Raw genomic sequence first — 20,784 nt, 5'->3', positions numbered from 1 at the left:
CGAGGATCGCGTGGTGCTACCGACAAGCCCAGGGTGGCCCCCTGGGCGCAGGAGGTAGTACCGCGCGAGACCGGTTTATCGCGCGTTGCAGCCGATGCTCCTTCTGCCGCGCAGCCTCCTAGGCCCCGGCGCTCTCCGCAGTGCGGGGCAGGGTCCCGGCTGGCGTGCGCACGGCCAGCCGCTGGTCGTAGGCCAGGGCCAGCGCATTGAGCACGGCGATGCCGCCGCCCAGGGCGCAGGTGGCGCCCCAGCCGCCCCAGAGCCAGGCCACCGAGCCCAGCGCCGACCCCGTGGCCGCGCCCGTGAAGTAGCTGGTCATGTACACCGCGTTGAGGCGCGCCCGGGCCGTGGGGTCCAGCCGGTAAATCACGTTCTGGTTGCTGATGTGCACGCCCTGCAGCGCCAGGTCGGCCACCAGCATCCCCACCAGGAACCACACCAGGCTGCTGGCGCCCAGCCACAGGGCGCCCCAGCCCAGCAGCAGCAGGCCCACCGAGGCGGCCGTGGCCACCTGGGCCTGGCCCCGGTCCGCCATGCGCCCGGCCACATTGGCCATGAGCGCGCCCGCCACCCCCGCCAGCCCCACCAGGCCGATGCCTGCGTCGCCCAGCCGGTGGGCCGGCCCCGCCAGCAACAACGCCATGGTGGAAAACAGCACGCTGACCGAGGCAAACGACAGCCCGCCCAGCAGCGCCCGGCTGCGCAGGCGCGGGTGGCGCAGGGCCAGCGTGCCCAGCGAGCGCAGGACCTGTGCATACCCCTGCGCCCGCGCCGCGTTTTGCGAGCGGGGCATCACCCACCACAGCGCCAGCGCCACGGCCACCATGGCCACGCCGGCCACGCGGTACACCAGCGTCCAGCCGCCCAGTTCCGACAGCAGGCCCGCCACGCTGCGCGCCGCCAGAATGCCCACGAGCAGTCCGCTCATCACCAGCCCCACCGCGCGCCCGCTGCGTCCCGGCGCTGCCAGCGTGGCCGCCAGCGGCACCAGCACCTGCGCCGCCACCGAGAACAGCCCCGTGAGCGCCGTGCCCAGCGCCAGCATGGCGTAGCTGCCCGCAAACCCGCTGGTAAACAGCCCCAGGGCCGCCAGCAGCATCAGCGTGGTGATGAGACGCCGCCGCTCCAGCAAATCACCCAGCGGCACCAGCAAGAGCAGGCCCGCCGCGTAGGCCACCTGCGCCAGCGTGACGATGAGCGCGGCCGACGCATCGCGCACCTGCAACTGCGTGGCGATGGAATGCAGCAGCGGCTGGTTGAAGTAATTGCTGCCCGCACACAACCCGCAGGCCGCGGCCATGAGCAGCAGCACCGGCGTGCCGAGGCCGGGGGCCTCTGCGGGGGCGCTGCCCGGCCCTGTGGACGGGAGGGTTCGGGAGGAGGAAGGAGTGCCTGGAGTGCTCATGCCGCTGGATGCTGGAGTGGTTCGTGGGATGAAGGGGGTGCTGGTGGGCTCTTGCTGCATGCACACCTCATGCCTGCGCTGCCGTGGTGACCGCCGTGGCCTCGACCTCCACCAGCATGCCATCGAGCGCGAGCCGGGGCACCGGAACCAGCGTGCATGCCGGCGCCCGGCCATCCGCCCACTGGCTGCGCACCGCGTGGCTCAGCTGCGCCAGCCGCTGCCCGGTGTGGTCCACCACCAGCACGGTGAGCTTAGCCACGTCGCGCACACTGGCGCCCGCCGCTGCCAGCGCGGTGTGCAGGTTGGAAAACGCCTGCTCCAACTGCTCGCCAAAGTCGGCAGACAGCTCGCCCGCCGCGTTCTCGCCCCCCTGGCCCGCCACAAAAATGGTGCGCGCCGCGGCGGGGGCTACGACCACATGGGTGTAGCCATTAGCCCGCGGGTCGTACAGGCCAGGGGGGTTGATGAAATGCAGCGTGGCGTCGGCAGAGGCTGGCTGGCGAGGGGGTGCGGAATCAAGGTGCATGGTGCAGAAGTTCAGAAGTTCAGAAGTCGGGGGAAGAAATTGAAGCCACTGCCACCGTCGTTGCCGCGACGGCCAGGGCGGGTGGGAAGATTTCGCGGTTAGTATCAAACCTCAAGTGCTATTGAGGTCAAACCCCATGAAGAAATCCCGTGCAGCCGTGAAAGGGAATCCCGCCGGGCTCGCCCATCCCGCGGCCCGTGTGGTAGCGCGCACGCAGCCCGAACAGTCGGAGCTGTCGGTGGGCGAGGTCGCCAGCCGCAGCGGCCTGGCCGTCTCAGCCCTGCACTTCTATGAATCGCGCGGGCTCATCGCCAGTGCGCGCAACGCGGGCAACCAGCGCCGCTACCCCCGCTCGGTACTGCGCCGCGTGGCCGTAATCAAGATCGCCCAGCGCATGGGCCTGCCCCTGGCCGCCATTGCCGACGCCCTGCAGGCGCTACCCGCCGGCCGCACCCCCACGGTGGCCGACTGGCGCCGCCTGTCCGCCCGCTGGCGCGACGACCTGGACGAGCGCATCCGCACGCTGACGGCGCTGCGGGATCAGCTCGACGGCTGCATCGGCTGCGGCTGCCTGTCGCTCAAGGTCTGCCCGCTACGCAACGCGCAGGACACGCTGGCCCAAGAGGGGCCGGGGCCGCATTTTTGACGCGGGCCGCCGTTGGCGCTGCGCAAGGCACCCCCCGTGCTGCAGGACCGGCCCCGTGCTGTGTTTCAACAGCCGGTGCGCTACCGGGATGACCGGGCAACCCGGCTCGGCCTGCCGGGTGATCCGTGACACGCGGGCTGCTCTGGGGGCCGGTGGCCGGCAATCACAGCAATGGGACGTGCGCCCCACCCCCGGGGGTGGTGTGCGGCGGGAATTAACTTCCTAGACTGCTCTTGGTCATACGGAGGATTCAAGAGCCATGGGAAATTCCAAGCTGCAGCAGCTACCAAGCAAATTAATTCAAAGCGCAAGACGCATGGCTGCCGGTGCGTTTGCAGTTATTGCGCTTTGCGCACTGGCACTGCCAGCGCAGGCTGCCAACATTTTCGGGCCGCCGGCTTTGCAGGCCAACAATGTCGGAAGCCCTGGCAGTGTTTCGACAGCGGCTGCAAGTGCTGATTTCAATAATGATGGATACCCCGATCTGGCGGTTCTCAATACCGACAACGACCATCTGCTCATCTACATGGGAACTCCCGCTGGCGGCCTGGTGCTGAAGCATGACTTCAATAATCTGGTGTTCGGCTTGCAAAAGCCCAACGGCATTTCCGTCGGCGATTTGGATGGCGACGGCAAGATGGACTTGGTCATCACCGATGACTTCGGCGTGTCGGTCCTGAAGGGGTCAGGCAACAACAACGGCGACTTCAGTGCTTTCCCGCTGCAGCGGCCGGGGCTTGCGGATGCAACAGATTATGGAGCTTCAGGCCCCATGCTGGCCGACCTCAACCATGACGGAAAACTGGACATCGTGGTGGGTGTCTACGATACAGGGAATTTTGGGGGTACCCATTATTTTGAAGTTTTGCAAAATATCGGGTTTGGGACCTTCATATTGGTGGGGCAGTACGAGGTGTCCTATAGTGGTGTGGCCGGTAATTCAGGTACGCGCCAAGCGCAATTGGCAGATGTCGATGGGGACGGCAATGCAGACCTGATTTTTGCGGACGGCGCTGTGGGCGGAACGGTTTCCTGGCTGAAAGGGGTTAGCAATGGAGCATTTGCCCCGCAAGCGCCTCTGGTGAGTGTGGGCAACAGCGTCGGCAGCATTAGTGATATTGAAATCGCCGATGTGGATGGAGACGGAAAGCTTGACCTGCTTTTGCAAAATTATTATGGCCAAGGGGTATGGATGGCCAGGGGTATTGGCAGCGGTTCATTTTTTCCTGCCACCAAGCTATTCGCCACGGGGGTTCCCATGAATGGGGGCCGCGAAATGGGGCGGGTCATCATCACCGACGTGAACGGTGACGGCCGGTTGGACGTGATCTCCGACGGTTTTGTGGGGCTGCAGCAGGCCAATCACAGCTTTGTGTTGAATGAACACATCGGCTATTCCGTAACCCGCATGCTGGCGGCCATGGACCTGAATGGCGACGGCCGTGCCGATCTTGTGACGTCAGGCCCCGGCGCGGGGACCATCGCCGTTTTCAAAACCCTTGCGCTCTCTCCTGCGTCGGTGAGTGCGACCGGCACACCGCAGAGTACGGTGTTCAATACGAGCTTTCCGCAACCCCTGTCGATCAAGGTGGTCGACGGCAACGGGGTGGGCGTGCCCGGCTTGGCCGTGGGCATTACGCCCGTCGATCCCGGGCCTGGGCTGCCGGTTGCGTCCTCGGGCTCGGGCACGACCAATGGGCAAGGCGTCTTCAGCTACACCCCGGTTGCCAATGGGGTGATGGGCTGCTATGAGATGAAGGGCGTCGTCGGCAGCTTGGGCAATGTGCCTATCTTCAGTTTGTGCAACACCACCACGGACAGCTTGGCGGTGACGGCCGGCAACAACCAAACGACGCTGGTCAACACGGCGTTTGGTACCCCGCTGCAAGTGCGGTTGACCGACGCGTCCAACAATCCCAAGGCTGGCGTCCTGGTCACGTTCGGCGGGCCGAGCGTGCCCTCGCGTGTGGTGCTGTCTTCCTCCACGGCCGTGACCGATGCCAATGGTTTTGCCGCGGTCACCGCGACGGCAGCGGGCCAGGCAGGCGTCTACAGCGTTTCTGTCACGGCGCCCGGCGCCACCGGTGCCTCGATCAAACTGTCGAATGCCGCGTCTGCAGGGGCTGCTGCCTCCATCGGGTTTGACGCGTCTACGCCCCAGTGGGCTTACGTCACCCGGCCGTTTTCGGGGCCTGTGATTGCGCACGTGCAAGACTCCTCCGGCAATCCGGTGCAAGGCGCCACGGTGGCTTTCGCGGTGACCTCCGATCCCGCATCGGGCGCTACGGCGAGCCTCTCCACGCTCACCGCCGTGACCGACGCCGCAGGCAACGCACAGGTCAGTGCCACAGCCAACGGGTTTGTGGGCGCCTACTCGATCAAGGCCAGCGTGCAAGGCAGCGCGGTCGTCAGCCCCCAGAGCCGTTTGCTGAGAAATGTGCCGGACCTGCCGAAGTTCATGGCCTCGGTGAGCGGCACCCCGCAAAGCACGCCCGTCAATACGACGTTTGCGCAGAAGCTTCGCGTGCGCGTGACGGCTTGGGACAACAGTGCCACGCCGCAGGTGCGTGTCTATTTCATCGCGTCAGGTGGCGCGGTATTGTCTGCAGAGAGCGCGCTGGCCGACGCCAATGGCTTTGCGGAAGTCACGGCCACCGCCGACGGGACGGTGGGGTCGTACCAGGTCACCGCCATCGTGTATGACACCGTGCTCGAACAAGCGATCCTCCAGAAGTTTGACTTGACCAACACCGCTGCGGGCATCCCTCCGGGCGGCGGGCCCGGCCCCGGCACCTCGGTTGCGGTGCCCGTGAACAGCCCGCTCGCACTGATGGGCTTGGCGTTGGCGATGCTGGCCTTTGCCAGGCGCCGTACACTGCGATAGCGGCCAGCCTCCTGCGCCCACGGTCTGCGCGGGACGAAGCCATGCCCAGTCCTTGCCGCGCGGCACCGTCTGCGTTGGCGGGGCGATGCATCCACCTTGGAGGAGAGCGCCGTTTGCGGGGACACCCCCCTGCGGCACCCAGCAATGTCCCTCACCCGCATCCAGCAGCAGGCTCTGGCGCGCCTGCAAAAAATGGCGTTGCTCGATTTTCGCGGGCCAGAGCTGATCGAGCCCGTGCTGCACGAGCTGCACCAGCTGATTGAGTTTGATACCGGCGGCTATTTCCATCCGGGGCGCGACGGCGCGTTGGACGCGTTCGTGGAGCCATCGCTGGCACGTGACTTGATGTACCTGTACTTTGAGCCGGATGTGATCGCCAGCGAACATCAGGTGATCCGGCGCAGCGTGCATGACTTTGAAGGTGCTGTGCTTCAGGACCATGGGGCGCAAGTGATGGAGCAGCTTCTCAAGGTGTCTGTGGGTGAGCTGGTGCGCAGCGATTTCTACAACTTCACGTTGCGGCCTGCCGAACTGCTCGACTGCATGAGCCTGATGCTGCGCACCGCACAAGGCGCGGGCGTGGGCGTTCTCAAGTTGTACCGGGGGCCGCGTGCGCCGCGGTTTGGAGCATCGGATGTGGCGATGTTCAACCTCTTGGAACCCTGGCTGGCCCGCACTCTGCAGCCGGGCGAGCTGGATGCGCGCGACAGCCTCGTGCACGAGAGTGCCATGCTGGTGGCGACCCCCCAAGGCCGCTTGTTGTGGACTTCGCCGGAGGCTGATGCGCTCATGGCGCTGGCTTTTGGGCCGCGGTGGTACCGCCGCAGCGAACTGCCGCATGCGCTGCAGGAGCTGCTGGGCCGTTTGCGCTTTGCACAGAAAAGCCTGGCCACAGCGGACGCTGCGCCACCGCAATTGGAGTTGCACAACGCCAGCGGCTGGTTCTCGCTCAGCGCCACGCAGCTGGCAGCAGCTGTGGGGGAAGGGCGGGCGGTGGGCGTGACCATCACCCGGCGTGTGCAGCGTGTGGCGTATCTTCTGAACAGATTGCGCACGTTGGGGTTGCCGCAACGCCAGCACGAAATGGCTTATTGGTTGGCGCGCGGCCTGCCGGAAGACGAGATCGCGGCACGCATGCGTATCAGTATCAACACGGCCACCTACCATCGTCGGCAGATCTACGCGCGTCTCGTGGTCAACAACCGGCACGAGCTGCAAGCGCTGTTGTTGGGTGGGCGTTGAACGGGGGCTGTCAACGCCAGGTGTTGTGCAGGTCGTGGCTGCGGGCAAAGCAGGGCCGGTTGGGAGCGCAGCCCAGGCCGTGCGGCGTGGGCACGGGCTTGCGCCAGCAGCGGATGCCTAGATGCGCGGTGTCGTGTCTTGGGGGGGCTGCTCATGCGCATGCCGGGCACGCACCCGCGCCTCCACCGCCGCAGCAAAGCGCAGCAGCCGTGCGATGTGGTCGGCGGCGCTGCGCGGCAGGGGCGTGCGGGGATCGCTCTGGCGCTGCGCGTAGGTGTACTGCACCAGGGCAGGGCCGTGCAGTGCGGCTTCCAGGGTGATCTGGTAGGCGCTGTGGGCGTTGTCCTGCGCGTCGCCGGGGGCTTCGGTGCCGTTGTGCCAGCTGAGCTTGAAGGCGCGGCCCCAGGGTTCGCCCGCGTGCATGCAGGGCTGGCGCGCGCCCACCCACACGTCGTCCTCCCACCAGCCGCTCTTGTCGCCGTCCCACCAGTCGTTGTAGCGCTCGGTGAAGACGGGCAGGGTGGTGAAGTCCTCGATGCGCTGGGCTGTCAGTTCGGCCAGCAGGCGCTGGTACAGCGGGTAGCGGGCGCGGTGCTGGCCCACGGCCTTGCGCAGGTAGTCCAGCACGCCGCGCCAGGCGTGCGTGCAGGCCCGCCAGGCTTCAGGCGCCGTGTCGGGCGCCAGGGGTTGCCAGGCGCCGGGCTTGCCGCCGTGGTATGCGCGGTACAGCAGCGCCAGCTGCGCAGTGGTGGGCATCTTGCGGCCGCGGGCGGCGGCGGCCAGGCGGGCCAGCAGGCCGGGGCGCTCGGGCTCATGCGATACCGACAGGTAGAAGTCCCAGGTCTTCCAGACGGTGATGAACACGTTGTCGTCGCGGGCGTCGCCATCGGCGTCCACATGCCGCTGGCACAGCAAAAAGTCGGTCTGCTGAAACCAGCCTGCGGCCGTGTGTTCCTTGGGGCCGATCACCGGCGCGCGCACGGCCGCCAGGATGTTGCGCACGCTGATGGCTTCGTCGGCAAACAGATCGGCGTCCAGCGGCTGGGCGGCGTGGATCTCGGCGCTGGTGCGCGTGGCGGGCTGGCCTGCGCGCACGGCGGCCACGACGCGGGCGCGGTCGAGCAGGGGGCGGATGCCGTGCTCGCCATCGCCGATGCCGTCATGGAACGTGGGCGGGAACACGATGCCCGCGATTTCGCTGCTGAACTCGGCCCGGTGGGGCACGCCGCGCACTTCGTCCAGGAGGAACTCCACCTGCTGCGGCCCGGCGATGTCCACGGCGCAGTGGCCGGTGAACAGGGCCACACGGGCCGTGAGCCCGCCGCGCGCGCAGAGTGCGCCGCGGTGGCCGTCGGCCCACAGCAGGTCGGTCACCTCCAGGGTGCCCTGCACGTACAGCAGCTGGCCGCCGATCACGGCGTTGTGCAGGCGCGCGCCGCCCCGCACGACGAGGTGCGTGGCGCCGTCGGTGCGGGCGCAGGTGAGTGCGCCGTCGATCTGCAGATGTCCATCTACCAGGATCAGAAACGGCGACTCCGGCGCGGGCGCATCGGCGGCGCCGCCCTGCAGCAGTGCCCGCAGCGGGCTGCCGCTTGCCAGGGGGGCGTCCAGGTCCAGGCCCGGCAGTTGCATATCGCCGGTGATGCACAGCGCCCATGCCTGCGCCAGCGCAGCCGGGCTGGGCGCCAGGTGCTGGGGGACGCCGCTGTCGGCAGGCCATCGGTGGGCTACTTCGGCCAGCGGGCAGAGTCGGGCGGTGGGCATGGTGGAGGGGCGCGGTGGGCAGGGCCGGCGGGCATGGTACCGCGGGCCTGCGCTGTTTTCGCTTTGCGCGGACAATGCTGTGCTTGCTTATCAATGCCTTGGCCATGACGCAGAATCCCCCCGCCTTTGAAGTTCTTCCCCGCGACCTGTCGGCGTACCGGCAGGGCAATGTCGGCATCGACTACGTGCACCGTTTCGAGTCCGGCAAGCCGGGCCCGCATGTGCTCATCAATGCGCTGACCCATGGCAACGAAATCTGCGGCATGGTGGCGGCCACGCACCTGCTGGACAGCGGCGTGCGGCCCCGGGTGGGCACGCTGACCATCAGCTTCGCCAACGTGGCGGCCTACGAGTCGTTTGACCCCGCCCGTCCTTTCGAAAGCCGGCAGCTGGTGCACAACCTCAACCGTATCTGGTCGGCTGCCGAGCTGGACGGCAGCGCGCACAGCCCCGAACTGGCGCGGGCCCGCGCGCTGCGGCCGGTGGTGGCTGCGGCAGACCACATCCTCGACATCCATTCCACCAGCCAGGACGTGGAGCCGTTCTGGGTGTACCCCGCCTATCCGCGCAACATGCAGGCGGCCATGGCCCTGGGCCGCCCGCCGGTGCACCTGCTGATGCCCAGCGGGCTGGGCTCGGGCACGCCGCTCATCCAGCACGGGCGCCATGGCTTGGCGGACGGCCAGGGCGTGGCCCTGGTGGTGGAGTGCGGCCAGCACTTCCGCCAGTCGGCGGCGGACATGGCCACGGCGGTGGCGCTGGATTTTCTGGCCCATTTCGGGCTGGTGGAGCCGGCGGCAGACCGCCCCGCGCCTGCCGCGCAGCGCCGCTACGAACTGCTGGAGACGTGCATGGTACGCACGGCGGATTTCCGCTTCACCCGGCCCGTGCGGGGCTTCGAGGTGTTTGCGCAGGGCGAACTCATTGCCACCGATGGCCCGCACGAGATCCGCGCCCTGTGCGACCGCTGCACCATTCTCATGCCCACGCGCGAGCCCATCGTGGGCCGCGAAGCGGTGTACCTGACGCGGCCGCTGGACTGAGGCCGCGGCCGCGTTCCGGGGCCTGCCGTCAGAACGACGAGCCAGGCTGCGCCAGAAAGGCCCGCTCCTCGTCGGTGGAGTTGCGGCCGAGCACCGCGTTGCGGTGCGGGTAGCGTCCGAAGCGCACCAGGATGTCGCGGTGCCGCACCTCGAAGGCCAGGTTGTTCTCCAGCCCCGGTTGGTTAAACAGGGCCATGGCTACTTCATGGATGGCCAGCGATTCGCTGTGCATGTAGGGCATGTACGCAAACGCCCGCTGCGCCGGGGGCAGGGCGCGGTCGTGCTGGCCCGCCACCAGTTCCTGCGCCAGCGCCAGGGCCAGCGCGTCCTGCGCGAACGCCATGGGTGTGCCGCGGTGGATGTTGCGGGAGAACTGGTCCAGCACCAGGATTTCGGCCAGCCGCCCCTGCGGCGTGGCGCGCCAGGCCCACAGCTCGCAGCGGCAGGCGGCGTCCCAGGTGGGGCCAAACCGGGTGCGGATGGCCTCGTCCAGTGCTGCATCCGTCGCAAAGTGCTGGGCGGGGCGGAGTTCTTCGAACCAGAAGCGAAGGATGTCGTCGGTGTGCATGCGAGCGTTTGGGGTGAAAATGGGCTCTAGCGCCCGGTGGGTGGGCGCTAGCAGCTATCGAAATTGTAGCAATCGGTATGCTTGCGGAGCACGCCGCACTCCAACCGCCCGGGGTGGCGCCGGTCGCTTACCGGTCCATCCGGATCTTGCCTTCGCGGACGTACTGGTCGAACTGGTCGTGCGGAATGGCGGCCGAGCCTGCCGCGTCATTGTCCGCCGTCCAGCTCAGCGTGGTGCTGTCCTTGGCGGGCGTGATCTCCACCGGGCCTTGCGGAATGGCGATGGGGGCGCCGTCGCCGGGTGTGTAGGTTACCTTGCCGGTGATGGTGGCGTGCTGGGTCATGGGAAGTCTCCTGGGCGGCCGGGCCGCTGTGGTTCGGATGCCTCCATTGGAAGGGCCGCGCGTGCGGCCCGCTGTCAGACCGGGCCGCAGTCGCTGGCGGGCGATCTTCCCCTGACAGATCGCCAACACGTGCTCAGGGCGGCAGCACGGCCTGGGCCCGTTCCTGCCGCACCAGATAGAGCCCGCTGCCGATGATGATGGCGCCGCCCAGCAGGGTGGCGTAGCCGGGGACGGCCTGCCACAGCACCCAGTCCAGGCCCATGCCCCAGGCCAGCGCGGTGTACTCGAACGGCGCGACCACCGAGGCCTGCCCGTGGCGGAAGGCTTCCGTGATCGCCAGTTGCCCCAGGAAGCCGGTGAACGCCAGCCCCGCCACCAGATGCCAGTGCGCCGGCTGCACGGGCTGCCACCGGGGCCAGGCCAATGCCAGCGCACCCACGGCCAGCAGCGTGGTGGTCCAGAAGACCAGGCTGGCGCTGGAATCGGTGCGCGTGAGCACGCGGCCGGTGATGGCGGAGACGGCGTAGCATCCGGCGGCCGACAGAACGGCCAGGGCCCCCAGCGTGAAGAAGGCGTCCTGGCTGGGACGCAAGGCCACGATCACGCCCGCCATGCCCAGCACGATGGCAATCCAGTGCGCGCGCCGCACCTTTTCCCGCAGCACCACGGTCGAGAGGCCCGTGATGAGCAGCGGTGCGATGAAGAACAGCGTGTACGCCTCGGCCAGGTCCAGCTCGCGCAGGGCCCAGGTGAACAGCGCCAGCATGCCCACGTTGAGCACGCCCCGCAGCAGGTGCAGGGGCCAGCGCACCTTGAGCAGCCCGCCCGTCTGCCGCCGCCACAGCACGTACAGCGCCACCAGCGGCAGCGCGCCCCAGCCGCGCAGCGCGGCCACCTGCATGGCCGGGTAGCTGCCGGAAAGGGTCTTGAGCAGCGCATCCATCAGCGAGAAGCACCCCACGGCCGCGACCATGGCCAGGATGCCGCGCAGGTTGCCCGAGACGGCGGCCGTCATGCCGTGCCCTGCGCCGCGCGGCGCGTGCCTGTGGGGCGGATGGCGCGCAGCCCTGCTGCAGGGCCGGACAACGCCGGGCGCGGTACAAAAAGGCGTGGCATGGAGGGCGCGTTCACAGCACGGGCGGCACGGCCAGTGCCGGGTGGGTGGAGGGCCGAAAAGTGTAGCCCACGGTTGCGGGCCGCCCGCCCGGGTGGCGGCTTCAGCCCGGCTTGCGGGCGGGCCTTTCGCTTGCGGGGGAGGGCGGGGCGGCGGCAGGTTCCGGCGCCAGCCGGTCCTGCACGGCGGGGATCGCCCACAGCACCGCCAGGGCCAGCACGGTGCTGAGCACGGCCGTGACCTCGCGGCCCAGCCCGGCCGCCACGCCGATGGCCGCCGTCAGCCAAATGCCGGCCGCCGTGGTCAGGCCCTTCACGCGGTGTTCGGCGTCGCCCTTGAGAATGGTGCCCGCCCCGAGGAACCCCACCCCCGCGATCACGCCCTGCAGCACGCGGCTGTTGTCCGCCGGCTGGATGCCGGCCTGCTGCGCCACCAGCACGAACAAGGCGGCCCCCATGGCCACCAGCATGTGCGTGCGCACGCCCGCGGCCTTGCCCGCGTGCTCGCGCTCCCAGCCCAGCAGGCCGCCCAGCACGGCGGCCACGGCCAGCCGCACCACGATGCGGGTCGCCTGCGCGGCGTCCGACACGTCGGCAAACTCGGCGGCGGCCGCGTCGGCCACCTGCTGCCACAGCTCAGCCATGGCGGCGCACCTTGCGTACCTTGGGGCAGCGGCGGGGCGCAGACAAGGCGGCACTGCAAAGGCGGGGGAGGGGAGGGCAAACCGTGGACATGGGCTGGGCGAAACTGGGGGATAGGGGGCAGGGGGGGCTTGGCCTGACACTGTGCGGCCCGGCGGGGCGCGCCGTCCAGCGGCAGGCGCCGTGGGCGCGGGTAGGACGCAGCCGACGCGTGCGCTTGCGCAACAGGCTTGCGTTGCCCGCGGCCGCGTGCCAGGATGGTCCACAGAAGGCACCGCGTCGTGGTCTGCCGTCCACCGCTGTCGTGCCCGCCCGAGGGGAGCCGCCATGGCTGCACAGCGCATTCTTCTGATCCAGGGCCACCCGGATTCCGCCGCGCCCCACCTGTGCCACGCGCTGGCGCAGGCGTATGCCGAGGGCGCCGCCGCGGCGGGGCACGAAGTGCGCGAGGTGGACGTGGCGCGCATCGACTTCGCGCTGTTGCGCAGCCAGCACGAATGGGAGCTGGGCCTGCTGCCCGCCGCGCTGCGGCCCGCGCAGGAGTCGATCCGCTGGGCGCAGCACATCGTGCTGTTTTTTCCGCTGTGGATGGGCGACATGCCCGCGCTGCTCAAGGGCTTCCTGGAGCAGGTGGCGCGGCCGGGGTTCGCCTTCAATGCCGAAGGCAACAACCCGTTCGGCCGCAAGGGCCTGACCGGGCGCAGCGCGCGCGTCGTGGTCACCATGGGCATGCCGGCCCTGGTGTACCGCTGGTACTTCCGTGCCCACAGCGTGAAATCGCTGGAGCGCAACATCCTGGGCTTCGTGGGCATCGCCCCGGTGCAGGAGACCTTGGTAGGCAGCGTGGAACTGCTGGGCGATGCCGGCGTTGCCAAATGGAAGGCCCGCATGCGCACCCTGGGGGCCAAGGCGGGCTGACGCAAGCGGCGCAGGGGCGCCGCCGCGGTGTGCGGCCCGACAGCCCGCTCAGTCTTGCCAGGGCAGCAGCGCCGCCAGGCGCTGCCAGTCTGCCGCCGGGGCCGCCCCTGCGCCCGGGGCAGGGCCGCACAGGCCCGCAGGTGCCGCAGGCCAGTCCAGCCCGCTGTCAATCACCAACGGGGCGCCGGTGGCCGGGTGCGGCACCGTCAACTGCCAGGCATGCAGCCACAGCCGCTGCAGCCCCAGCCGTTCGGCCCACCAGCGGTTGAGCGGCCCCTTGCCATGCGTGGCATCCCCGATGATCGGATGGGCCAGGTGCTTGAGGTGCCGCCGGATCTGGTGGCGCCGGCCCGTGGTGGGCTCGGCCAGCACCAGCGAGGCGCGGGTGGTGGCAAAGCGCCCATCGCTGGGCTCGGGCAGCGTGAGCCGCGCCAGGCGGCGAAAGCGGGTGTGGGCGTCTTGCGCGGGCGCATCGGCGCGCGCGTCATCGGGCTTGAGGGCATGGTCCACCTCGGTGGCCTCGGGCGCCCATCCGCGCACCAGGGCCAGGTAGCGCTTGCGCGTGGCGCCGTGCTCAAACGCCTGCGACAGTGCGCGTGCCGCCTCGCTGTGCAGCGCCATCACCAGCACGCCGCAGGTGCCCTTGTCGAGCCGGTGCACGGGGAACACGTGCTGCCCCAGCTGGTCGCGCAGGGTCTGCATCACAAAGCGCGTTTCGCCCGCATCCAGGCCGGTGCGGTGCACCAGCCAGCCAGCGGGCTTGTAGACGGCGACGAGGTGCTCGTCGCGCCAGAGGATGGGAAGGGCCTGCGGGGTGGTGGGCATAGGGAAGGCGCGGATTGTGCCGCACGGCCGCACGCCTACACTGCCCCCGCACGGGAGGACTGCGCCATGTCGGCAGGAGATTGGAAGGACATGTACGCCGCCGCGGTAGCGGGCGACCTGGCGCTGGTGCGCCACCACATCAGCGCGGGCGTCAACCCCAACTACCAGCACCCGGAGATCCTGTGCACCCCGCTGGTGGCCAGCCTCGTCCACGGCCATGGCGACATTGCCCACTACCTGCTGGCGCACGGGGCCGATCCGCAGCTGCGTTCGGATTTTGACGATCTCACGCCGCTGGAAGCCGCGCGCCGCCACGGCCGCACCGAGTTTGTGGCGCTGCTGCAGGCCCACGGCGCGCGCGAGGTGCGCAAGCCGTTCTGGTGGCGTTGGCTGCCTCTCTAAACCTTGGGGTTCGCGCGCGCAAAGCTGCCCGGCGACAATCGGCAGGCATGACGAAAAAAACCATCCTTCCCCTGCAGCTGCTGGTGGCGCCCGACCGGGCCGACCCCGCGCCCCTCATCCTCTACCACGGCCGCAACTGCCCTGATGGCTTTGGCGCCGCGCTGGCGGCGTGGCTGTACTACGGCGACCGGGCCGAGTACGTGGGCCTGGACCATGGCGACGTGGCGACCATCGACGACCTGCCGCCGGTGCAGGGCCGGGCGGTGTACATCCTTGATTTTTCCTTTTCCAACGAGGTCATGGCCGCCCTCGACGAGCGCGCGGCCAAGCTCGTGATGCTGGACCACCACAAGAGCGCGGCCGAGAAGCTCACCGGCTTTGCCTGCCGCTGCGGCGTGGTGCACTTCGACATGGCCAAGTCGGGCGCGCGCCTGGCGTGGGAGTTCTTCCACCCGCACGAGCCCGTGCCCGCGCTGCTGCAGTACGTGGAAGACCGCGACATCTGGAAGTGGGAGTTTGCCGAGAGCGCGGCATTTCTCTCGGCGCTGGACATGGAGGCGCAAGGCTTCGAACGCTGGCGCGAGATCGCCGCGTTCACGCCCGAGCAGCTTGAGCGGTTCATGGCGCGCGGCGCGGCCATGGACGAGAAATTCCGCAAGCTCGCGGCCGACATTGCCGAAGGCGCGCAGCCGCTGGTGTTCAACGGCGTTGCGGGGCTGATGGTGAACGCGCCCGGCATGTTCCACAGCCTGGTGGGCGACATCCTGTCGGCCAAGACGGGCACCTTCGGCCTGATGTGGAGCGCGGGCGACAAGGGCGTGAAGGCGGGCCTGCGGTCGCAGCGCAATTTCGACTGCATCGCCCTGGCCGAAAGCATGGGCGGCGGCGGCCACGCGCAGGCTTGTGGCTTCAAGATGAAGGTGGACCGGCTGGCGGAGCTACTGACGGGGACTTTCAACGCCTGATTTTGCAGCGGATTTCAGTCAAAATGGCCTCTAGCGCTTGTTGGATAAGCGCTGGCAGCTATTAAAAAGATAGTGTCGGCTCGGTGGAAGGGGCGGCTAGACCAGCCGCAGGTCCGCCGCCTTGGCCCCCGGAAACACCCGCGCCACGGCGGCAGCGTTGAGCCCATACATCCGCGCAAACAGCCCGCCCAGCACGCTGCGGTAGTCGTTGAGCACGGGGTAGTCGCGGTTCTGGAACAGCGTGCTGGCGGTGAGCGCCTGCTGCTCGCCCGCGATGCGGCCGCCGTCGATGCCGCCGCCCAGCACCCAGAACACCGTGCCGTGGCCGTGGTCCGTGCCGCGGTTGCCGTTCTCGCGGAAGGTGCGGCCGAACTCGCTCACCACCACGGCCACGGTGGACTTCCAGGCCGGCCCCATCTCGTCGGCAAAGCCGGCCAGGCCCCGGCCCAGTTCGTCCAGGCGGTTGGCCAGCGCGCCGGTGGCCGCGCCCTGGCCCACGTGCGTGTCCCAGCCGCCCACGTCCACAAAGCCCAGCTGGTAGCGGGTTTGCATCAGTCGTGCCATGCGCCGGGCCGTGCCTTCAAAGCCCTGGGTGGAGAGCGCGTTGCGGCTCGCGGCCTCCATCTCGCCTTGCATGGTGCGCGCCACCTCCTCGCGCGTGGCAAAGCCCTCGGCCACCGGTGCGGCCAGCGGTGTGCCCTGGTACATCGACTCGATGAGCTGCGCCTGCCGCGCATCCACGCCGCCGCGGCCCGCCGCCGCGCCCAGCAGCGTGTTGGGCACTTCCACCGTGCCCCGCAGCACCAGGGGAAGCGTGCTGGTGAAGGCGATGGGCTGCACGTGCGGCGGTGTGGCGTCGGCGCGGCCCAGCTCGGCCACCAGCCGGTTCAGAAAGCCCGATCGGTAGTCGCGCCGCCCGCCCAGGGGCTGGCCCAGCTCCATGCTGTCCTGCGTATCGAAATGGCTGCGCGAGAGATCGTCCGTGCCCGCGAACGGCACAAAGGCCAGCTGGCGCTTCTGGTAGAGCGGCAACATCGATTCCGCGAGCACGGGGTGCAGCCCCCAGTCCGCCGTGAACGGCAGCGCACCGCCTTCCTGCCCCGGCCGGGCGATGGCGATGTTGGGGCGCGTCTCGTAGTAGTAGCTGCTGGCCGTGGGCACCAGCAGGCTGGCGCAGTCGTAGCCGCCGCGCAGAAAGACCAGCAGAAAGCGCGCGTCCTGCGTGCGCGGCGCGGCCAGCAGGCCCGTGCGGTGAACGCCCAGCGCGCTGGCGGCCAGGGCTTGGAGAAGTTTCCGCCTGTGCAGCATGGATCTGTCCTTTCAATAAGCGTCAGTACGCACCATCGCTTGCTGCGCATGAGCTTGCGCGGCCGAAGCCAGGGCAGCCGTGCAAGGGCCGCCCCGCCGCACGGGCTGCGTCTTCCTTCCCGAGCCGCGCAGCGGATCGAGAGAAGGGGGAAGGCGCGAAGCGACTCAGGGGGATGCACGCCATCTTTTCCTCAGCCGTGCATGAATTCGGGGGAGGCGAGGAACAGCAGGTTCCATTCGCGTGGCGACGCCGCCTGGGCCAGCGCATTGCGCGTGGCGGTGGACCAGGTGGGCTCCAGCGCCCGCACATAGGCGCTTTGCGCCAGGGCCGGCGGTGTGCGCGGCGGTGCGGCGGCATCGCCGTCGGCCCGGTCCTCGCGTGCCGCAGGGCCTTTGATGGCTTCTGCGGCGCCAGCGCCCAAGGCCCGCGCGACCTCAAAGCGCGCGGCCATCTGGCCCGAGCCCGTCCATGCCGTGGAGTCCAGCGGATAACCGTCGGGCGTGGCGCGGCCGTACAGCGGCTCGGCCAGGCGCTGCAGCCAGGCAAGGGCCGGCTCGGCGCTGGGCAGCACGGTGTCGCCATGGGCCAGCCGCAGGCCCGCCAGCACATAGTGCACCGGGTCGCGCAGGCGCCGGCCCAGCGATGCGCGGAAGGCGGGCGCATCGAACAGCGTCTGCAGCACGGCGGCAATGTCGCCATCGCTGCGCTCGAAGCTGCGGGCCAGGGCCTGGAGCAGCTCTGGCGGCGGCTGGTCGCCCACCAGGAAGAGGGCGATCTTGCGCGTGATGAAGCGCGCCGTGGCGGGTGCGCGCGCCAAGCGGTCCAGCGCCTCGTCCACCTCGGCCAGGCCCTGGGCCGCAAGGGGCTGGCCCAGCAACTTCTTGGGCTCCCAGTCGTGGCGGGCGGGGTTGAACTCGAAGAGCCCTTCGCGCACGTAGTGCGGGCGCAGCGCGGGCTTCATGCGCGGGGGCTCTTCGCCCGCGGGCCGCAGCGACACGCCCACGCCCGTCAGCACGCGCGCCAGCTCCTGCACGTCCTGCTGGCTGTAGCCGCCGTCCACGCCCAGCGTGTGCAGCTCCATCAGTTCGCGGGCGTAGTTTTCGTTGATGCGGCCGGCCGCGTTCTGCGCGTTGTCCAGGTAGCGCAGCATGGCCGGGTGGCGCACCGTGGCGCCCAGCAGGTCCCGAAAGCGCCCGAGGGCATGGGGACGGATGGCGCGCTCCTCATAGTCGCCCACCAGCGCCCGCAGGCCGCCCTTGCCCGCAAAAATGCTGAAGTGGTTCATCCAGAACCACGTCATCTTCTCGCGCAGTGGGGTGGGCGAATACACGGCGCGCAGCACGAAGCGCTCGGCGGCCTCCTGCTGCAGGGCGCGCAGGTCCTGCTGCCAGGCCTTGAGCGCGGCCTTGCGCCCGTCTTCGGTGGGCAGGGCCTTGGCAGCGCGGTGGCGGTCTTCCATGTCCCGCGCCAGCGCTTCGGCAGGCACGCGGGTGATGGCCATGGCGTCGATGCGGGCCTGCGCGGGGCGCGGCAGTGCCGCGGCGGGCGGTGGACGCAGCTGGGCCGCGAGGTAGGCGGCGGCGCCCTGCGGGGCCAGCGCCTGCGCGCCCTGGGCGGTGCAGCCCCAGGTCACGCGGTCCAGCAGGCGGGTGAGGGTGGGCTCGTCGGCCGGGTTCCAGAGGCTTGTGCCCGGCGGAGTGGCGGCACGGACCAGGCCCAGCGGGCCGGCCGCCGCAGCGCCCAGGGCGGCCGCCAACACGGTGCGGCGGCGAAGCAGAGGCAGCGGGCTGCGTGGAGCAGAAGACAGGGACATGGCGCGGTGCCGGCGGGCGGCGGGAGTGGAGCGCGCATGGTGCGCCGCGCCACCGCGCCGTGCAAGCGCGGCCCCCGGGTTTTACCTGCGGGACACACAGGCGTGGGTGAATGTATCGATGCGTGTCGGCCGATCAGCCCGCTGCGGGTGACGCTTCTTCAAACCGGTCCACGGTACGCAGCGCCTTGAAGGCCAGCATCCAGCCGCCGACCACGCCCAGGGTGCACAGGCCGCCGGCGATGGCCGCGGGCACCACGCCCAGCCACGAGGCGCTGGTGCCGGCGCGGAACTCGCCCAGCTCGTTAGACGAGCCGATGAACAGCATGTTCACCGCGTTCACGCGCCCGCGCATGGAATCCGGTGTGGAGAACTGCACCAGCGCGCCGCGGATGTACACGCTCACCATGTCGGCCGCGCCCGCCACGGCAAGCGCCGCGAACGACACCCAGAACCAGTGCGACAGCGCAAACACCAGGTTGGCCACGCCGAACACCGCCACCGCGATGAACATGGTGCGCCCCACGCGGCGGTTGAAGGGCCGCAGGCTCAGGTACAGCCCGGCACTCACCTCGCCCACCGCCATGGCGCTGCGCAGCGCGCCCAGCCCGGCAGGGCCGACGTGCAGCACCTCTTGCGCATAGATGGGCAGCAGGGCCACCACGCCGCCCAGCAGCACGGCAAACAGGTCCAGCGAGATGGTGCCCAGGATGATGGGCCGCGAGCGGATGAACGCGATGCCGGCCCCAAAGCGCTCCCACATCGTGCCCTGCGCAGGCGCTGGCGGCGTGGCATACGCCACCGGCACCCGCAGCATCAACGCCACCCCCAGCGCAAAGCAGAGGCAGCACACGGCGTAGGTCAGCTTGCCGCCGCCCAGCGCATACAGCAGGCCGCCCAGCAGCGGCCCGCCGATGCTGGCCACCCGCATGAGCATGCTGTTGGCCGCGATGGCCTGCGCGAGCTGGCCGCGCGGCACGATCTGCGGCAGCAGGCTTTGCATGGCAGGGCCCGAAAACGCGCGCGAGCAGCCGTACAGCACCAGCACCGCATAGATGCCGGCCACACCGCCCGTCCCGTGGCCCGACAGCCACCACAGCAAGGCGCTGCACACCCCGCCCACGGCCCAGCTGGCAGCCAGGATGCGCTTGCGCGCGAACCGGTCGATGAGGTCGCCCGCCGGCAGCAGCAGGCACAGCATGGGCAGGAACTGCGCCAGGCCCACGTAGGCCAGCGCCAGCGGCTGGCGCGTGAGGTCATACACCTGCCAGGCGACCACCACGGCTTGCACCTGGGTGGCCACCACGGCCACCACCCGGGCGACCAGAAAGGCGACGAAGCCGGCATGGCGGTAGACGCTGGCGGTGGCGGGGTCCTGGGCGGCGGCGGCCAGGCTGGGTTGGGGAGATGTCATGAAGTCGGGAAGGCGAGCGAAGCGAAGCGGGGGAGGGCGCCGACGGCCCCGGCAGCGCATGCGCTGCGGCGCTGAGGTCCGGCAGAAGACCCTGGATGCTAGCGCCGGTACGCCAGGGGCGCTGCGGGCGGGCCGAATGCCCTGGCCCGGCGGGCTGTCCGCTCAGTGTGGGCGGTACGGGTGCCGGTGCCGGTAATCCCATGGCGCCAGCGGCCGCCGCTGGGACCACAGGCCCACGCCGCTGCCGCGTGCCCGCTGCTGCAGCAGCCCCAGGTGCGGGTGTGCCCCGGCATAGGGGGTGTACACCCACGCAAGCCCCGCGCGCACCTGGGCGCTGGCCACGTCGGTGCCGCCACAGCGCACATCGGCCACGGTGCGGCCGTAGCTGTCCTGCTCCCGCGGCTGCAGCGTGGCCTGCTGGCGGAAGCACAGGCGCGCCAGGTTCTGGCGCGACTTCTGTCCAAAGGCCTGGCGCGATTCGGGCGCGTCAATGGCCGCCACACGCACCTTCACCTGCCGGTAGGCGCCGCCGGCCCCGCAGCGGGCGGTGAGCGTGTCGCCGTCGCTGATGGCGACGATCAGGCAGACAAGGGCGGCAAGGGACATGGGGCTCTGGCGGGCTGGGCTGTGGGTAAAAAAGGGCGCCCGCGCCGTATTCAAAGCGTGGGCAGCTATCAATAGTATAGCAATTGCCTGCAACCGGCGGACCGGCGTCCGCACCGGGGCCTGGGGCCATTCACACCTGCTGACACCGGGAAGCCACGGGGTGGGGCGATACTTGCCGGCTGGTGGAACTGTGGCGCGCGCAAACCCTCTCATGGGGCTTGAACGCCGTTCTTAGAACGTGTTTACGATCTCCCAGGGGTCGCGCAGCGGTCTTTGCGGGAAGGGATGCAAGGCGCGGTGCGCCGTGAATAGCCCGGCTATCCACAAGCGCCGCAACGCCGCAGACCGCCCGCAAAGGC

At 69.6% G+C, this 20,784-nt stretch carries 19 protein-coding genes; 7 read left to right on the top strand and 12 right to left on the bottom strand.

Going from position 1 to position 20,784, the window contains the following annotated elements; translation table 11 throughout:
- Positions 1-118: 118 nt before the first annotated feature.
- Positions 119-1,300 (bottom strand): MFS transporter, encoded by a 1,182-nt coding sequence (locus LWW96_RS15260; RefSeq protein ID WP_291488504.1) that lies wholly within the window; start codon positions 1,298-1,300, stop codon positions 119-121.
- 172 nt (positions 1,301-1,472) lie between these two features.
- Positions 1,473-1,931 carry a RidA family protein gene (locus LWW96_RS15255; RefSeq protein WP_291488438.1) on the bottom strand — a complete coding sequence of 153 codons (459 nt, stop codon included), beginning with the start codon at positions 1,929-1,931 and terminating at the stop codon, positions 1,473-1,475.
- A 136-nt stretch (positions 1,932-2,067) separates the two neighbouring features.
- On the opposite strand from LWW96_RS15255, the gene soxR reads away from it, so the two are divergent.
- The 3 genes from soxR to LWW96_RS15240 all read left to right on the top strand — a co-directional run bounded on the left by soxR (position 2,068) and on the right by LWW96_RS15240 (position 6,703).
- Complete coding sequence (gene soxR / locus LWW96_RS15250) at positions 2,068-2,577, top strand: redox-sensitive transcriptional activator SoxR (RefSeq protein WP_291488437.1); 510 nt, start codon at positions 2,068-2,070, stop codon at positions 2,575-2,577.
- 259 nt (positions 2,578-2,836) lie between these two features.
- The gene (locus tag LWW96_RS15245) at positions 2,837-5,461 is read left to right on the top strand and encodes an FG-GAP-like repeat-containing protein (RefSeq protein ID WP_291488436.1); all 2,625 of its coding nucleotides are present in this window, start codon (positions 2,837-2,839) and stop codon (positions 5,459-5,461) included.
- Positions 5,462-5,605: 144 nt separating this feature from the next.
- Positions 5,606-6,703: a helix-turn-helix transcriptional regulator gene (locus LWW96_RS15240; protein ID WP_291488435.1), complete on the top strand. Its 1,098-nt coding sequence runs from the start codon at positions 5,606-5,608 to the stop codon at positions 6,701-6,703.
- Between the two features lie 117 nt (positions 6,704-6,820).
- Here the strand turns inward: LWW96_RS15240 and LWW96_RS15235 are convergent, their stop codons facing one another.
- Positions 6,821-8,467, bottom strand: a complete 1,647-nt coding sequence (locus LWW96_RS15235) for a hypothetical protein (protein ID WP_291488434.1) — start codon at positions 8,465-8,467, stop codon at positions 6,821-6,823.
- Positions 8,468-8,571: 104 nt separating this feature from the next.
- Here LWW96_RS15235 and LWW96_RS15230 point away from each other — a divergent pair, with 104 nt between their 5' ends.
- Entirely contained in the window at positions 8,572-9,510 is a 939-nt protein-coding gene (locus tag LWW96_RS15230) for a succinylglutamate desuccinylase/aspartoacylase family protein (RefSeq protein ID WP_291488433.1), read from the top strand.
- A 28-nt stretch (positions 9,511-9,538) separates the two neighbouring features.
- On the opposite strand, the gene LWW96_RS15225 is transcribed toward LWW96_RS15230, so the two are convergent.
- The 4 genes from LWW96_RS15225 to LWW96_RS15210 form a co-directional block, all read right to left on the bottom strand.
- The gene (locus LWW96_RS15225; protein ID WP_291488431.1) at positions 9,539-10,078 is read right to left on the bottom strand and encodes a DUF924 family protein; all 540 of its coding nucleotides are present in this window, start codon (positions 10,076-10,078) and stop codon (positions 9,539-9,541) included.
- Positions 10,079-10,205: 127 nt separating this feature from the next.
- Complete coding sequence (locus LWW96_RS15220; protein WP_291488429.1) at positions 10,206-10,421, bottom strand: hypothetical protein; 216 nt, start codon at positions 10,419-10,421, stop codon at positions 10,206-10,208.
- Between the two features lie 133 nt (positions 10,422-10,554).
- A complete protein-coding gene (locus tag LWW96_RS15215) occupies positions 10,555-11,436 on the bottom strand; it encodes a DMT family transporter (RefSeq protein WP_291488427.1) in 882 nt (293 codons plus the stop codon).
- Positions 11,437-11,638: 202 nt separating this feature from the next.
- On the bottom strand, positions 11,639-12,178 hold the full coding sequence (locus LWW96_RS15210) for an MgtC/SapB family protein (protein ID WP_291488425.1): 540 nt from the start codon (positions 12,176-12,178) through the stop codon (positions 11,639-11,641).
- Between the two features lie 325 nt (positions 12,179-12,503).
- Here LWW96_RS15210 and LWW96_RS15205 point away from each other — a divergent pair, with 325 nt between their 5' ends.
- Positions 12,504-13,094: an NAD(P)H-dependent oxidoreductase gene (locus tag LWW96_RS15205; RefSeq protein ID WP_291488424.1), complete on the top strand. Its 591-nt coding sequence runs from the start codon at positions 12,504-12,506 to the stop codon at positions 13,092-13,094.
- Positions 13,095-13,142: 48 nt separating this feature from the next.
- Here LWW96_RS15205 and LWW96_RS15200 read toward each other — a convergent pair whose 3' ends face one another.
- Positions 13,143-13,919 (bottom strand): pseudouridine synthase, encoded by a 777-nt coding sequence (locus LWW96_RS15200; protein ID WP_291488422.1) that lies wholly within the window; start codon positions 13,917-13,919, stop codon positions 13,143-13,145.
- 66 nt (positions 13,920-13,985) lie between these two features.
- On the opposite strand from LWW96_RS15200, the gene LWW96_RS15195 reads away from it, so the two are divergent.
- Both LWW96_RS15195 and LWW96_RS15190 read left to right on the top strand, forming a co-directional pair.
- The gene (locus tag LWW96_RS15195; RefSeq protein ID WP_291488420.1) at positions 13,986-14,321 is read left to right on the top strand and encodes an ankyrin repeat domain-containing protein; all 336 of its coding nucleotides are present in this window, start codon (positions 13,986-13,988) and stop codon (positions 14,319-14,321) included.
- Between the two features lie 47 nt (positions 14,322-14,368).
- Positions 14,369-15,286, top strand: a complete 918-nt coding sequence (locus LWW96_RS15190; RefSeq protein ID WP_291488418.1) for a DHHA1 domain-containing protein — start codon at positions 14,369-14,371, stop codon at positions 15,284-15,286.
- A gap of 96 nt (positions 15,287-15,382) precedes the next feature.
- Here the strand turns inward: LWW96_RS15190 and LWW96_RS15185 are convergent, their stop codons facing one another.
- The 4 genes from LWW96_RS15185 to LWW96_RS15170 form a co-directional block, all read right to left on the bottom strand.
- Entirely contained in the window at positions 15,383-16,594 is a 1,212-nt protein-coding gene (locus LWW96_RS15185; protein WP_291488416.1) for a DUF1501 domain-containing protein, read from the bottom strand.
- A gap of 191 nt (positions 16,595-16,785) precedes the next feature.
- Positions 16,786-18,408 carry a DUF1800 domain-containing protein gene (locus tag LWW96_RS15180; protein ID WP_291488414.1) on the bottom strand — a complete coding sequence of 541 codons (1,623 nt, stop codon included), beginning with the start codon at positions 18,406-18,408 and terminating at the stop codon, positions 16,786-16,788.
- Between the two features lie 133 nt (positions 18,409-18,541).
- Positions 18,542-19,819, bottom strand: a complete 1,278-nt coding sequence (locus LWW96_RS15175) for an MFS transporter (RefSeq protein WP_291488412.1) — start codon at positions 19,817-19,819, stop codon at positions 18,542-18,544.
- Positions 19,820-19,981: 162 nt separating this feature from the next.
- Complete coding sequence (locus LWW96_RS15170; protein ID WP_291488410.1) at positions 19,982-20,425, bottom strand: thermonuclease family protein; 444 nt, start codon at positions 20,423-20,425, stop codon at positions 19,982-19,984.
- Positions 20,426-20,784 lie beyond the last annotated feature (359 nt).

It is taken from the genome of Acidovorax sp. (assembly GCF_021287135.1).
Taxonomy (GTDB): domain Bacteria; phylum Pseudomonadota; class Gammaproteobacteria; order Burkholderiales; family Burkholderiaceae_C; genus Acidovorax.
Note: the sequence above shows the minus strand (reverse complement) of the source record. Positions and strands in the feature narration are given on the sequence as shown.

Coding starts and splice junctions, on each gene's coding strand:
- LWW96_RS15260 (WP_291488504.1), bottom strand. CDS start 1,300: ATGGCCGCGGCCTGCGGGTTGTGTGCGGGCAGCAATTACTTCAACCAG.
- LWW96_RS15255 (WP_291488438.1), bottom strand. CDS start 1,931: ATGCACCTTGATTCCGCACCCCCTCGCCAGCCAGCCTCTGCCGACGCC.
- soxR (WP_291488437.1), top strand. CDS start 2,068: ATGAAGAAATCCCGTGCAGCCGTGAAAGGGAATCCCGCCGGGCTCGCC.
- LWW96_RS15245 (WP_291488436.1), top strand. CDS start 2,837: ATGGGAAATTCCAAGCTGCAGCAGCTACCAAGCAAATTAATTCAAAGC.
- LWW96_RS15240 (WP_291488435.1), top strand. CDS start 5,606: ATGTCCCTCACCCGCATCCAGCAGCAGGCTCTGGCGCGCCTGCAAAAA.
- LWW96_RS15235 (WP_291488434.1), bottom strand. CDS start 8,467: ATGCCCACCGCCCGACTCTGCCCGCTGGCCGAAGTAGCCCACCGATGG.
- LWW96_RS15230 (WP_291488433.1), top strand. CDS start 8,572: ATGACGCAGAATCCCCCCGCCTTTGAAGTTCTTCCCCGCGACCTGTCG.
- LWW96_RS15225 (WP_291488431.1), bottom strand. CDS start 10,078: ATGCACACCGACGACATCCTTCGCTTCTGGTTCGAAGAACTCCGCCCC.
- LWW96_RS15220 (WP_291488429.1), bottom strand. CDS start 10,421: ATGACCCAGCACGCCACCATCACCGGCAAGGTAACCTACACACCCGGC.
- LWW96_RS15215 (WP_291488427.1), bottom strand. CDS start 11,436: ATGACGGCCGCCGTCTCGGGCAACCTGCGCGGCATCCTGGCCATGGTC.
- LWW96_RS15210 (WP_291488425.1), bottom strand. CDS start 12,178: ATGGCTGAGCTGTGGCAGCAGGTGGCCGACGCGGCCGCCGCCGAGTTT.
- LWW96_RS15205 (WP_291488424.1), top strand. CDS start 12,504: ATGGCTGCACAGCGCATTCTTCTGATCCAGGGCCACCCGGATTCCGCC.
- LWW96_RS15200 (WP_291488422.1), bottom strand. CDS start 13,919: ATGCCCACCACCCCGCAGGCCCTTCCCATCCTCTGGCGCGACGAGCAC.
- LWW96_RS15195 (WP_291488420.1), top strand. CDS start 13,986: ATGTCGGCAGGAGATTGGAAGGACATGTACGCCGCCGCGGTAGCGGGC.
- LWW96_RS15190 (WP_291488418.1), top strand. CDS start 14,369: ATGACGAAAAAAACCATCCTTCCCCTGCAGCTGCTGGTGGCGCCCGAC.
- LWW96_RS15185 (WP_291488416.1), bottom strand. CDS start 16,594: ATGCTGCACAGGCGGAAACTTCTCCAAGCCCTGGCCGCCAGCGCGCTG.
- LWW96_RS15180 (WP_291488414.1), bottom strand. CDS start 18,408: ATGTCCCTGTCTTCTGCTCCACGCAGCCCGCTGCCTCTGCTTCGCCGC.
- LWW96_RS15175 (WP_291488412.1), bottom strand. CDS start 19,819: ATGACATCTCCCCAACCCAGCCTGGCCGCCGCCGCCCAGGACCCCGCC.
- LWW96_RS15170 (WP_291488410.1), bottom strand. CDS start 20,425: ATGTCCCTTGCCGCCCTTGTCTGCCTGATCGTCGCCATCAGCGACGGC.